Source organism: Streptomyces sp. NPDC002232 (assembly GCF_042890295.1).
Lineage (GTDB): Bacteria > Actinomycetota > Actinomycetes > Streptomycetales > Streptomycetaceae > Streptomyces.
Window position 1 is genome coordinate 149,317 of the sequence record NZ_JBIARV010000008.1, and the last position, 13,453, is coordinate 162,769.

General features: G+C 71.7%; 10 protein-coding genes. All 10 read left to right on the forward strand.

Features of this window, described 5'->3' with window-relative positions:
* Nucleotides 1-27 precede the first annotated feature (27 nt).
* The 10 genes from nirB to ACFYXU_RS34605 all read left to right on the forward strand — a co-directional run bounded on the left by nirB (nucleotide 28) and on the right by ACFYXU_RS34605 (nucleotide 13,436).
* Nucleotides 28-2,772, forward strand: a complete 2,745-nt coding sequence (gene nirB, locus ACFYXU_RS34560; RefSeq protein WP_389461575.1) for a nitrite reductase large subunit NirB — start codon at nucleotides 28-30, stop codon at nucleotides 2,770-2,772.
* 110 nt (nucleotides 2,773-2,882) lie between these two features.
* Nucleotides 2,883-4,304, forward strand: coding sequence for an MFS transporter (locus tag ACFYXU_RS34565; RefSeq protein ID WP_389461577.1), 1,422 nt, complete (start codon nucleotides 2,883-2,885; stop codon nucleotides 4,302-4,304).
* A gap of 343 nt (nucleotides 4,305-4,647) precedes the next feature.
* The gene (gene pflB / locus ACFYXU_RS34570) at nucleotides 4,648-6,927 is read left to right on the forward strand and encodes a formate C-acetyltransferase (protein WP_361394659.1); all 2,280 of its coding nucleotides are present in this window, start codon (nucleotides 4,648-4,650) and stop codon (nucleotides 6,925-6,927) included.
* 82 nt (nucleotides 6,928-7,009) lie between these two features.
* Nucleotides 7,010-7,954: a pyruvate formate-lyase-activating protein gene (pflA, locus tag ACFYXU_RS34575; protein ID WP_376508327.1), complete on the forward strand. Its 945-nt coding sequence runs from the start codon at nucleotides 7,010-7,012 to the stop codon at nucleotides 7,952-7,954.
* Nucleotides 7,955-8,020: 66 nt separating this feature from the next.
* The gene (locus tag ACFYXU_RS34580; RefSeq protein ID WP_389408830.1) at nucleotides 8,021-9,145 is read left to right on the forward strand and encodes an MFS transporter; all 1,125 of its coding nucleotides are present in this window, start codon (nucleotides 8,021-8,023) and stop codon (nucleotides 9,143-9,145) included.
* Nucleotides 9,142-11,463, forward strand: coding sequence for a molybdopterin oxidoreductase family protein (locus ACFYXU_RS34585; protein ID WP_389461580.1), 2,322 nt, complete (start codon nucleotides 9,142-9,144; stop codon nucleotides 11,461-11,463). Before ACFYXU_RS34580 ends, ACFYXU_RS34585 begins: the two co-directional genes overlap by 4 nt.
* A gap of 7 nt (nucleotides 11,464-11,470) precedes the next feature.
* Nucleotides 11,471-12,118 carry a 4Fe-4S dicluster domain-containing protein gene (locus ACFYXU_RS34590; protein WP_376508324.1) on the forward strand — a complete coding sequence of 216 codons (648 nt, stop codon included), beginning with the start codon at nucleotides 11,471-11,473 and terminating at the stop codon, nucleotides 12,116-12,118.
* A complete protein-coding gene (locus tag ACFYXU_RS34595; RefSeq protein ID WP_376508323.1) occupies nucleotides 12,115-12,771 on the forward strand; it encodes a ubiquinol-cytochrome c reductase iron-sulfur subunit in 657 nt (218 codons plus the stop codon). Before ACFYXU_RS34590 ends, ACFYXU_RS34595 begins: the two co-directional genes overlap by 4 nt.
* Nucleotides 12,768-13,172, forward strand: a complete 405-nt coding sequence (locus ACFYXU_RS34600) for a hypothetical protein (RefSeq protein WP_329853186.1) — start codon at nucleotides 12,768-12,770, stop codon at nucleotides 13,170-13,172. The genes ACFYXU_RS34595 and ACFYXU_RS34600 overlap by 4 nt, the downstream gene beginning before the upstream one ends.
* Nucleotides 13,173-13,214: 42 nt before the next feature.
* Nucleotides 13,215-13,436 (forward strand): hypothetical protein, encoded by a 222-nt coding sequence (locus ACFYXU_RS34605; RefSeq protein ID WP_329853188.1) that lies wholly within the window; start codon nucleotides 13,215-13,217, stop codon nucleotides 13,434-13,436.
* The last annotated feature ends 17 nt before the right edge of the window (nucleotides 13,437-13,453 follow it).

Sequence of the window (13,453 nt, forward strand, 5' to 3'; positions counted from 1 at the left end):
AGACCCGCGACCCCACGGAGGACCGCCATGGCCGCCCAGCGGACACCGAAACTCGTCCTCATCGGGCACGGCATGGTCGGGCAACGGCTCCTGGAGGCCCTGGCCGAACGGGACGGTCTCGCCGGGCCCGGTGGCGGCCCGGGCTGGAGCGTGACCGTCCTCGCGGAGGAGGACGTCCCCGCGTACGACCGGGTCCATCTGTCCTCCGTCTTCACCGGCACCGCGCCGAACCAGCTGGCGCTCTCCACGCCCGAGTTCCTCGCCTCGCACGGGATCGACCTGCGGCTGGGGGATCCCGCCGAGCAGGTCGACACCGCCGCCCGCACCGTCACCACCACGTCCGGCGCGGTCCTCGGGTACGACGCGCTGGTCCTGGCCACCGGCTCGTACCCGTTCGTGCCGCCGGTCCCCGGCGCCGACGCGCCGGGCTGCTTCACGTACCGCACCCTGTACGACGTCGACGCGCTCACCGCGTACGCCGAACCCGCCCGGACCGGTGTCGTCATCGGCGGCGGCCTCCTCGGCCTGGAGGCCGCCGGGGCGCTCCGTACCCTCGGACTCGCCACGCACGTGGTCGAGTTCGCGCCCCGGCTGATGCCGCTCCAGGTCGACGACGGCGGCGCGGCGGCCCTGCGGGCCACCATCGAGTCGATGGGGGTGGCCGTGCGCACGGGCGTCGGCGCCGTCGAGGTCGAGACGGACGACGCCGGGACGGTGAGCGGCCTCCGGCTGTCCAGCGGCGAGCGGCTCCCCGCCGACCTGGTCGTCTTCTCCGCCGGTGTCCGGCCGCGCGACCGCCTCGCCCGCGAGGCGGGTCTCGCCGTCGGGGACCGAGGGGGCGTGGCGGTCGACGAGCACTGCCGGACGTCCGACCCGTACGTGTACGCCGTCGGCGAGTGCGCGCAGACCGCCGACGGGCAGGTCTACGGACTGGTCGCGCCCGGCTACCAGATGGCCGAGACGGTCGCCGACCGGCTCGCGGGGGACGGCACGACGGTGTTCACCGGCGCCGACACCTCCACCAAGCTGAAGCTGCTGGGCGCGGACGTCGCCTCGTTCGGCGACCCGTTCGCCGCGGGCCCGCAGGCCACCGAGATCGTGTTCTCGGACGGCCGCGAGGGCGTCTACAAGAAGCTGCTGCTCGGCCCCGAGGGGCAGCTCCTCGGCGGGATCCTGGTGGGCGACGCCGGGGCGTACGGCTCCCTCAAGCCGCACGCGGGCCGCCGGCTCCCCGCCCCGCCCGAGGCGTTCCTCCTGCCCGCGACCGAGAGCGCGCCCGGCGCCGAGGCGCTGCCCGACGACGCCGTCGTCTGCTCCTGCCACAACGTCACCAAGGGCGCGGTGGCGGGGGCGATCGCCGAGCACGGTCTGACCGACCTCGGTGGGATCAAGCGCTGCACCCGGGCCGGCACCGGCTGCGGGGGCTGCGCGAACACCCTCCAGGCCGTCCTCGACGCCGCCGGGGTGCGCCGGGCGCGCGGCCTGTGCGCGCACTTCCCGGAGCTGTCCCGGCCCGAGGTGTACGAGCTGATCCGCACCGAACGCATCCGCTCCTTCAGCGAGCTGGCCGAGCGGTACGGCTCCGGCGACACGGGCGGGTGCGCGGTCTGCAAGCCCGTCGTCGCGAACGTCCTCGGCACCCTCGCGCCCGAGCTCGGCCTCCGGCACGTGCTGGCAGGGGAGCAGGCCGCGCTCCAGGACTCCAACGACCTCTTCCTCGCCAACCTCCAGAAGGACGGCACCTACTCGGTCGTCCCGCGCGTCCCCGGCGGCGAGATCAGCGCCGGGCAGCTCATCGCGATCGGGGAGGTGGCCCGCGACCACGGCCTCTACACCAAGATCACCGGCGGTCAGCGGATCGACCTCTTCGGGGCGGCGAAGGAGGACCTGCCCGCCATCTGGCGCCGGCTGATCGCCGCCGGATTCGAGTCGGGGCAGGCGTACGGAAAGTCCCTGCGCACGGTGAAGTCCTGTATCGGCTCCCGGTTCTGCCGCTTCGGGCAGGGCGACTCCGTTCAGCTCGCGATCGACCTGGAGCTCCGCTACCGGGGCCTGCGCGCCCCGCACAAGATCAAGGGCGGGGTGTCGGGCTGTCTGCGCGAGTGCGCCGAGGCCCGGGGCAAGGACATCGGCGTCATCGCCACCGCCGGCGGCTGGAACCTGTACGTCTGCGGCAACGGCGGCACCACGCCCCGCCACGCCGACCTGCTCGCCTCCGACCTCTCGGCCGCCGGGCTGTTCGCGCTGATCGACCGCTTCCTCATGTACTACGTGCGGACGGGGGAGCGCCTGGAGCGCACCTCGGCCTGGCTGGAGCGGCTCGGCGGCGGGACGGCGCACCTCCGGGAGGTGCTGATCGAGGACTCGCTCGGGATCTGCGCCGAGCTGGAGGAGCAGATGGAGCGGCACGTCGCCGCCTACCGGGACGAGTGGCAGGCCGTACTGGACGACCCGGCCGCCCTGGCCCGCTTCGAGCCGCACGGGGCCGGGGTGGAGTTCCTGGAGCCGGGGCGCGGCCGGGAGGCGGTCCTGCCGGACGGGACGCGGGCGGCGCTGTTCCGGGACGGGGACGGGGCGGTGTACGCGGTGGGGAACCGGGACCCGTTCTCGGGCGCCGACGTCATCGCGGACGGGATCATGGGCAGCCGGGACGGGGTGCCGGTGGTGGCGTCGCCGATGCACAAGCAGGAGTTCGACCTGAGGACCGGCGTCTGCCTCGACGATCCCGAGGTGGTGCTCCCGGTGCTCCCGGTTCCTCCGGCCTCCCGCTGAGGGGACCTAGGCCCGCCCGTCCGACGACCATCGGCACTGACCTCCCGCGGGGGTGCGGGCGCAGCCTGGAAGGGCAAGGAAGCACCGCCCCGAACCCTCAGGGAAGCGCCATGAGTTCCGTAGTCCAGGACAGCAGAACGGCCGGCCGGTCACCCGGCTCGTACGACACGGAGCAGTACCGGCCGGGGAAGCCGATCACCGACTGGGAGCCGGAGAACGAGCTCTTCTGGAAGTCCATCGGCCGCAGGGTCGCCGCCCGCAACCTGTGGATCGCGGTGCCGGCGCTGCTCGTGGCGTTCGTCGTGTGGCAGGTGTGGTCGGTCACCGCGACGAACCTGAAGGACGTCGGCTTCGGCTTCTCGACGTCGCAGCTGTTCTGGCTGACGGCGATCCCGGGCCTGACCGGCGGCACGGCCCGGATCTTCTACACCTTCCTCGGCCCGATGGTCGGCCAGCGCCGTTTCACCGCGCTGTCGACGGCGGTCCTGGTGGTGCCGCTGATCTGGCTCGGCGTCGCCATCCAGGATCCGACGACCCCGTACGGCGTGATGGTCGCGATCGCCGCGCTCTGCGGCATCGGCGGCGCGAACTTCGCCTCCTCCCTCGCGAACATCGGCTTCTTCTTCCCGAAGGCGAAGAAGGGCAGCGCGACCGGCATCAACGGCGGTCTCGGCAATCTGGGCGTCTCCGTGGTCCAGCTGCTGACCCCGATCGTCATCACCTGGTCGACGATCGCGATCGGCTCCGCCCAGCACAAGGCGGACGGCACCCCCGTCTTCCTCCAGAACGCCGCGTTCCTGTGGGTGCCGGTCCTGCTGGTCCTCGCGACGGTCGCCTGGTTCGGGCAGAACGACCTGAAGGTCGCGTCGACCCCGTTCAAGCAGCAGAAGGTCATCTTCAAGCGCAAGCACAACTGGCTGATGACCTGGCTGTACGTCGGCACCTTCGGCTCCTTCATCGGCTTCGCCGCCGCCCTGCCGATGCTGATCAAGACCACGTTCCCGGACTACTCGGTCGCCACGTACGCCTGGATGGGTCCCGCCGTCGGCGCCCTGGCCCGCTGGGGCGGCGGCTGGATCGCGGACAAGTGGGGCGGGGCGCGGGTCACGATCCTGTCCTTCGTGGGCATGGCCGCCGCCATCGTCGGCGTGATCAACTTCCTGCCGTCGGGCGGTGACGCCGGCTCCTTCCAGGGCTTCTTCCTCTGCTTCCTCGCCGCGTTCTTCTTCTCCGGAATCGGCAACGGCTCCACCTTCCGCCAGATCCCGGTCATCTTCCGGGGCACCCACCTGAAGGGCCTCGAAGAGGGCACGCCGGAATACGCCAGGGCGCTGAAGCAGGCGGAGATGGAGTCCGGCGCGGTCACCGGATTCACCTCGGCCGTCGCCGCCTACGGCTTCTTCTTCATCCCGGCCCTCTTCGGCTCGGTGGCCGTGACCAGCGCGATGTGGGGATTCGTCGCCTTCTACCTCAGCTGCACGGTCGTGACCTGGTGGTTCTACGCCCGCAAGAACGCCGAGGCGCCCAGCTAGACCGGCCGCCGACGCCGGAGAGGGCCCATCCCCGGAGAAGGCCCCCACTCCAGAGAAAGACCCACCCCCAGAGAAGGCCCCCCACTCCAGAGAAAGACCCACCCCCAGAGAAAGCCCCCCACTCCGGAGAAAGGCCCGCCCCGCACAAAGCCGCACCCCAGAGAAAGGCCCGCCCCGCACAAAGCCGCACCCCAGAGAAAGGCCCCGCTCCTGCGGGGTCTTTCCGCATGCAGGGAAGGGGACCTAGGGCCCTCGGGCGGTGACCAATGCCGCCCCAATCGATCGTTCGGAGGGAGTGCAATGGAGGCAGGCAACGACGCGATCGAATGAATCGAAGAAGGCGGTGCGGGCAGTGACTGCGACCCCTGCTGAGGCAACGGTGAACGAGCGGGCCTGGAAGGGCTTCAAGGGCGGACTCTGGCGCGACGCCATCGACGTCCGCGACTTCATCCAGCAGAACTACACGCCGTACGAGGGAGACGACTCCTTCCTCGCCGGGCCCACCGAGCGGACCACCGCCGTGTGGAAGGCCCTCACCGACCGCTTCCCCGAGGAGCGCGCCAAGGGCGTCCTGGACGTCTCCCACGACGTCCCCTCCACCATCACCGCCCACGCCCCCGGATACATCGACCGCGACCGGGAGCTGATCGTCGGCCTCCAGACCGACGCCCCGCTCAAGCGCGCGATCATGCCGAACGGCGGCTGGCGCATGGTCGCCGGCGCCCTGGAGACGTACGGCTACCCCGTCTCCGCCGAGCTGGAGAAGGTCTTCACCGACTACCGCAAGACCCACAACGCCGGCGTCTTCGACGCGTACACCCCCGAGATCCGCGCCGCCCGCAAGGCCGGCATCGTCACCGGACTGCCCGACGCCTACGGCCGGGGCCGCATCATCGGCGACTACCGCCGGGTCGCCCTCTACGGCGTCGACCGCCTCGTCGAGGTCAAGAAGGAGGAGAAGGCGGAGCTCGACTCCCTCCCGGCGGGCCACCGCACCCTGGAGGAGACGATCCGGCTGCGCGAGGAGCTGGCCGAGCAGATCCGCGCCCTCGGCGAGCTGAAGACGATGGCCGCCTCCTACGGCCACGACCTCTCCGGCCCCGCCCGCACCGGCCACGAGGCCGTCCAGTGGCTGTACTTCGCCTACCTCGCCGCCGTGAAGGAGCAGAACGGCGCAGCGATGTCCCTCGGCCGCACCTCCACCTTCCTCGACGTCTACCTCCAGCGCGACATCGAGGCCGGCCTGCTCACCGAGGAGGGGGCGCAGGAGCTCGTCGACGACTTCATCATCAAGCTCCGCATCGTCCGCTTCCTGCGGACCCCCGAGTACGACGAGCTGTTCTCCGGCGACCCCACCTGGGTCACCGAGTCCCTCGCCGGCATCGGCGAGGACGGCCGCCCGCTGGTCACCAGGACCTCCTTCCGCTACCTCCAGACCCTGTACAACCTCGGCCCGGCGCCCGAGCCGAACATGACCGTCTTCTGGTCGCCGCGGCTCCCCCGGGGCTTCAAGGAGTTCTGCGCGAAGGTCTCCATCGACACCTCCTCCGTGCAGTACGAGTCGGACGAGCTGATGCGGCCCCGCTTCGGCGACGACACCGCGATCGCCTGCTGCGTCTCCGCGATGCCGGTCGGCAAGCAGATGCAGTTCTTCGGCGCCCGCGTGAACCTCGCCAAGACGCTCCTCTACGCGATCAACGGCGGCCGCGACGAGAAGTCCGGCGCCCAGGTCGGCCCGGCCACCGGCGCCCTCACCTCCGAGGTCCTCGACTACGACGAGGTGTCGGCCCGGTTCGACGAGCAGATGGAGTGGCTGGCGAGCGTCTACGTCCACGCCCTGAACGTCATCCACTACATGCACGACAAGTACGCGTACGAGCGCGTCGAGATGGCGCTCCACGACCGCGACGTCCGCCGCACCATGGCCTGCGGCATCGCCGGGCTCTCCGTCGCCGCCGACTCCCTCGCCGCGATCAAGTACGCCAAGGTCACCCCGGTCCGGGACGAGACCGGCCTCGCCACCGACTACGTGATCGAGGGCGACTATCCGGCGTACGGCAACAACGACGAGCGCGTCGACGAGATCGCGGTCCGGCTGGTCGAGGAGTTCATGCGGAAGGTCCGCAAGCACCCCACCTACCGCGACGCCGAGCACACCCAGTCCGTCCTGACCATCACCTCCAACGTCGTCTACGGCAAGAAGACCGGCAACACCCCCGACGGGCGCCGCGCCGGTGAGCCCTTCTCGCCGGGCGCCAACCCGATGAACGGCCGCGACACCCACGGCTACGTCGCCGCGGCCCTGTCGGTCGCCAAGCTTCCGTACGAGGACGCCGAGGACGGCATCTCGCTGACCAGCACCGTCACCCCCGACGGCCTGGGCCGCACCCCCGAGGAGCGCATCGGGAACCTCGCGGGCGTCCTCGACGGCTACATGGCCGGCGACGGCTTCCACATGAACGTCAACGTCCTCAACCGCGACGTCCTCCAGGACGCCATGGAGCACCCGGAGAACCACCCGCAGCTGACCATCCGGGTCTCCGGCTACGCGGTCAACTTCGTCCGGCTCACCCGCGAGCAGCAGCTGGACGTCCTGAACCGCACCTTCCACGGGTCGCTGTAGCGCACCCCCTCCTCGCGCCCGGGGCCGGGGATCCTCACCCCGGCCCCGGGTCGCACGCCTCTCGCCCGAAGGAGTCCCTGCCATGACCAGCGCGAGTGCCCCGACCACCCCTCGGACCCGCGAGACCGCCTCCGCGTCCCGCGCGGGGTGCTCTCAGCCCCGCGACGCCGCCTCCGCACCCCGCGCGGGCGCCCCTCAGGCCCGTGCGGGCGGGTCCCCGGCTCGCGAGGCCGTCTCCCCGGCCCCCGTGGCCGTCTCCCCGCCCCGTACCCCGGCCGCCGCGGCCAGTCGGCGGCCCTCCGAGGGATCGGTCCACTCCTGGGACCTGTCCACCGGCGTCGACGGGCCCGGCACCCGCTTCGTCACGTTCCTCTCCGGCTGCCCCCTCACCTGCCTCTACTGCCACAACCCCGACACCTGGAAGATGCGCGACGGCACGCGCACCTCCGCCGACTCCGTGATCGCCGAGGCGTCCAAGTACGTCCGCTTCATCTCCGTCTCCGGCGGAGGCGCCACCGTCTCCGGGGGCGAACCCCTCCTCCAGCCCGTCTTCACCGGCGAGCTCCTGCACCGGATGAAGCACGAGCTCGGGCTCCACACGGCCCTCGACACCTCGGGCTTCCTCGGCGCCCGCGCCACGGACGCGCTGCTGCGCGACACCGACCTGGTGCTCCTCGACCTCAAGTCCTGGGACCCGGACACGTACAAGAAGGTCACCGGGCGGCCGCTGCGACCGACCCTGGACTTCGCCCGGCGCCTCGCCGACCTCGGCCAGGAGGTCCACGTCCGCTTCGTGCTCGTCCCGGGGCTCACCGACGACCCCGCCAACGTGGAGGGCGTCGCCGCCTTCGCCGCCGGCCTCGGCAACGTGTCCCGCGTGGACGTCCTGCCCTTCCACAAGCTCGGCGAAGCGAAGTGGCAGGCACTCGCCAAGCCCTTCACCCTGCACGACACGCCGTCCCCGACCCACGAGCAGGTCGCCGCGGCCCGCGAGGTCTTCCGGGCCCACGGCCTGACTGCCGTCTGAGCGACGCGTCACCCCCATAGCGGTCAAAACGGGACCGAACAGCGCATACCGCCGTACGGTGACCGCGTGACCGAGCCACCGCAGACCGCCGAGCAGACACCCCCGCCGAGCGAGCCCCCCGCCGCGCCGCCGCGGAGCACCGGGGCACCGCGACAGACCCCCGCCGCCGTCCGGCGCCGCGCGAGCCTCGTCGGCGCCGCCGTCTCCGCCCTGCTGATCCTCGCGATCGTGCTCGGCAGCCGCCTGCTCCGCGACTTCGACTCGGCCCTCCTCCCGTACGCCGTCGCCACCGTCTTCCTGGCCTTCGGCATCGCCTACCGCTACACCGTCTGGGTCTCCGCCCCCGGCGCCCGCCGCCTCTTCCGGAAGGGCTGGGGCTCCTTCTTCTCCCTCGCGAACTTCCGCAAGGCCCCGACCGCCCTGCCCAGGATGATCGCCACCTACCTCGGCTTCCAGAAGTTCCTGGGCGCCCGCTCCCACGCCCGCTGGGCCGCTCACCAGCTCCTCTTCTGGGGCTGCCTGCTCGCCGCCGCGATCACCTTCCCCCTCACCTGGGGCTGGTTCACCTTCACCTCCGACAGCGGCTCGGGACCCGGCTACGAGATGCGGATCTGGGGCTTCAAGATCCTCGGGTTCGACGCCCTCAGCGTGGTCGGCTGGCTCATGTTCCACGGCCTCGACATCGCCGCCGTCCTCGTCATCGCCGGCGCCGCCTACTTCCTCTGGCGCCGCATGAAGGACCGGGGAGCCATCACCGGCCAGCGCTTCGCCTACGACCTCGTCCCGCTGCTCGCCCTCATCGTCATCTCCGTGACCGGGCTGCTGCTGACCTTCTCGTCGATCTTCCTGCACGGCGGCGGCTACGAGTTCCTCGCCATCCTCCACATGGTGTCCGTCGTCTTCACCCTCATCTACATCCCCTTCGGGAAGTTCTTCCACATCGTGCAGCGCCCCGCCGCCGTCGGCATGCAGCTCTTCAAGTACACGGCCCGCCGCGACGGCGACGACGAGATCCTCACCTGCCGCCGCTGCCACGAACCCATCGACACCGCCCCCTACGTCGAGAACCTCCAGGGCACCATGCGCGACCTCGACCTCGGCTTCGACACCTGGGCCGAGTACTGCCCGCGCTGCAAGCGCGTCCTGCGCGGCAACGCCTACCTCGACCACGTGAAGAAGGGCTTCAAGTGACCGCGACCGACCCCGCGACCCCCGGCCGGCCGCTGCCGCTCGATCCCTCCCTCGCGCCGCCCGGCACCCGCAACTTCCGCGATGCCGGCGGGATCCCCGCCGACCGGTGGCACGCCGACCAGAACGAGGAGACCCTCGTCCCCACCCACTGCTGCTTCTGCGGCGTCCAGTGCGGGATGTACCTCCGCGTCGACCACCACGGCAAGGTCTTCGGCGTCGAGCCCCGCAACCACGACATCAACCGCATGCGGCTCTGCCCCAAGGGCATCAACGCCTACCAGCAGGTCAACCACCCCGACCGCCTCACCGCGCCCCTCATGCGCCGCAGCCGCGACGAGGACTTCCGCGAGGTCAGCTGGGACGAGGCCCTCGACCACACCGTCGCCGAGATCCGCCGCATCCAGGGCGAGCACGGGAACGACGCCTTCGGCCTCCTCGGCGGCGCCAGTCTCTTCTCCGAGAAGACCTACCTCGTCGGCAAGTTCGCCCGCGTCGCCCTCAAGTCCCGGCACGTCGACTACAACGGCCGCCTCTGCATGGTCTCCGCCGCCGGAGCCAACAAACTCGCCTTCGGCATCGACCGCGCCGGCAACCCCTTCTCCGACATCCTCCTCACCGACTGCCTCCTCATCGCGGGCTCCAACGTCGGCGAATGCTTCCCCGTGATGACCCAGTACCTCTGGGGCGCCCGCGACCGGGGCGCCTCGCTCATCGTCGTCGACCCCCGGCAGACCGCGATCGCCCGCACCGCCGACGTCCACGTCGCCCTCAAACCCGGCACCGACTCCGCCTTCTTCAACGCCGTCCTCCACGTCGCCGTCACCGAGGGCCTCACCGACGAGAGCTACCTCGCCGCCCACGCCACCGGCTGGGAGGAGGTCAAGCGGACGGTCGCCGACTACCCGCCCGCCCGCTCGGCCGAGATCTGCGGCGTCCCCGAGCAGCAGATCGTCCAGGTCGCCCGCATGTTCGCCGGCGCGGACAAGGCCATGGCCTGGCACGCCCGCGGCGTCGAGCACCACTCCCAGGGCGTCGAGAACTGCCTCTCGATCATCAACCTGTGCGTCGCCGCCGGACACATCGGCAAGCCCGGCGCCGGCTACGGCACCATCACCGGCCAGGGCAACGGCCAGGGCGGCCGCGAACACGGCCAGAAGTCCGACCTCCTCCCCGGCGGCCGCTCCATCACCAACCCCGAGCACCGCCGCCAGATCTGCGAGATCTGGGGCATCGACGAAGCCGAACTCCCGCCCGCCGGCACCTCCATGATGGAGATGGTCTGGCAGATGCAGCGCCAGGAGATCCGCGGCCTCGTCGGCATCTGCAACAACCCCTTCGTCTCCCTCCCGAACTACGCCACCGTCAAGGACGGCTACGACACCCTCGAATTCCACGCCCAGTTCGACTTCTTCCTCTCCGAGACCGCCGCCAACGCCCACGTCGTCTTCCCCGTCACCGTCTGGGCCGAGGACGAAGGCGTCATGGCCAACGCCGAGGCCAGGGTCGTCAAGCACAACAAGGCCCAGGAACCCCCCGCCGGAGTCCGCACCGACACCTGGGTCATCTGCGAACTCGCCCGACGCCTCGGCGCCGGGGACAAGTTCGCCTTCCCCGACTCCCGCTCCGTCTTCGAGGAACTCCGCACCGCCTCCGCCGGAACGGTCAACGACTACTACGGCATCACCTACGAACGCCTCGACGAGACCGGCGGCATCGCCTGGCCCTGCCCCAGCACCGACCACCCCGGCACCCCCCGCCTCTTCGAGGACGGCCGCACCTACCACCCCGACGGCAGGATCCACCTCCAGGTCGTCGAGTGGCACCCGCCCATGGACCCGTACAGCGAGGAGTACCCCCTCTCCCTCACCACCGGCCGCACCGTCGCCCACTTCCTCTCCGGCAACCAGACCCGCCGCCTCGGCGCCCTCGTCGAACAGACCCCCCGCCCCTGGGTCGAGGTCCACCCCTCCCACGGCTTCCGCAACGGCGACCCCGTCCGCGTCGTCACCCGCCGCGGCAGCGAGGTCTTCCCCGCCCTCGTCACCGAGGCCATCCGCCCCGACACCGTCTTCGTGCCCTACCACTGGCCGGTCCCCACCTCGGCGAACGCCCTCACCATCGACGCCCTCGACCCGCGCTCCAAGATCCCCGAGTACAAGGTGTGCGCCGCCCGCATCGAGGCCGCCGAACGCATCGACGACGTCCCCGCACCACCCACCGCCCCCGGCCACCAGGCCTACCCGGAGACCCAGGTCTCCCGCACCGACCCGCTGCCCCCCACCTCCCCCCAGGGCCGCGGCACCGCGGAGAGGAGCTGACCCGCACATGATGGGCCGCACGATCTTCATCGACCCGGGCCGCTGCATCGGCTGCCAGGCCTGCGTCTCCGCCTGCCGCGAATGCGACTCGCACCGCGGCAAGTCGATGATCCACCTCGACTACCCCGACGAGGGCCACTCCGTGGCCTCCCTCCCCACCGTCTGCATGCACTGCGAGGACCCCGTCGCCCCCTGCGCCGAGGTCTGCCCCGCCGACGCCATCCTCGTCACCGCCGACGGCGTCGTGCAGCAGGCCGACACCACCCGCTGCATCGGCTGCGCCAACTGCGTCAACGCCTGCCCCTTCGGCGTGCCCAAGATCGACCTCCAGGCGAAGCTCCAGATGAAGTGCAACCTCTGCTACGACCGCACCGCCTACGGCCTCGCCCCCATGTGCGCCACCGTCTGCCCCACCGGCGCCCTCTTCTACGGAACCCTCGACGAGCTCCGGGCCGAACGCCCCGGCGTCCAGGTCGCCGACTCCTTCACCTTCGGCAGCACCACCGTCTCCACCGGAGTCGCGATGGTCGTCCCCGCCGACAAGGTCCAGTGGCCCGTCCCCGGCGGCCTCCCCGTCGTCGAGATCAACGGAAGGGACGTGAGCCCCGTGCACGCGAACCAGGGTGACGGCGGGCGACGGGAGGACGTCCGTTGAGCGTCACCGACCCCCAGCCGCCCGCTCCGGACGCCCACGCCGACGCCGCTCAGGAGGCGCTCCGCGACCGGATCGCCGCCGACTCCCTCACCACCCGCCGCGACTACCTGCGGATCGTCGCCACCGTCTCCGGCGGCCTCGCCGTCGGCGGCGTCGGCGTCGCCTCCGGCATCCTGCACCGGCACGGCGACCCCGACGGCACCCCCGGGATCAAGAAGATCGCCGACCGGATCGAGCCGGGGGAGTCGCTCGCCTTCCGCTACCCCGGCGACGAGGACCGGGCGATCGCCGTCCGCATGGACGACGGCAGCCTCGCCGGCTACTCCGCCGTCTGCACCCACCTCGCCTGCGCCGTCCTCTGGCGCAAGGAACGGGGGAGCGAGGGCGAGCTCTACTGCCCGTGCCACGAGGGGATCTTCGACGCCCGCACGGGAGAGGTCACCGCAGGCCCCCCGCCGCGCGGCCTGCCCAAGGTGATCCTGGTCGAGCAGGCCGACGGCAGCGTCTGGGCCGTCGGCACCGCCCGCTCCGGCGAGAGCCTCCAGGAGGGCTACTGCCGTCAGCGCGGCGAGGGCAGCCCCCTCTGCGACCGCCTGGAGGGCGGCGCGGCCGCGACCGTGCCCGCCGGGGCCGAGAGGAGCGAGCGGACATGAGCGAGAGCGCGTTCCCCCGGGATCCCGAGGCCCCGGAGCCGGTGGAGCCCCCGCGCCCGCCCGCCTACACCCCCGGCAGCGCCCAGCCCCGGCTGAACCGGCCGGTCCACGAGCGGTACCCGCAGATCCGGCCCACCAGCGGCTACGGCGATCCCCGGATCCGGCACACCGGGCCGGGCCCCGGGGCCGGCACGGAGCAGGAGCCGGAGCGCTCGTCGAAGCTGACGGCGCGCCTCGCGCTGTCGCTCACGGTCGTCATCGGCCAGCTCTGGGGGCTGACGATCGTGGTGGACGAGTGGATGTCGGGCGACACCGGCACCGCCTGGTGGGGCGCGGGATTCCTCGTCCTGTCGTTCCTGGTGGTGCTGGGCATCTGGCTGATCGACCCGAAGGACCGCTGATCAGCGGGGTACGGGGCGGGAGAGCGGGCGTACTCTGAAGAGATGAGCACCGCCCCCGCCCACGGACCGCGAGACGCGAAGCGGTCCGGCACGTCATCCAGCCCGGAGAACACTCCGAAGCCGGCACTCGTCTTCGACGATCCGCTGGACCAGCAGTCCGCGGACGACACGGACCGCGGGTGGGGCGAGCGGCCTCCGGCCGGCGGCGGCAGCGCCGCCGAACTCGCGCGCTTCCTGGACGAGAAGCCGCCGCACCACCTCTGAGACCGGCGTGCCCCGCC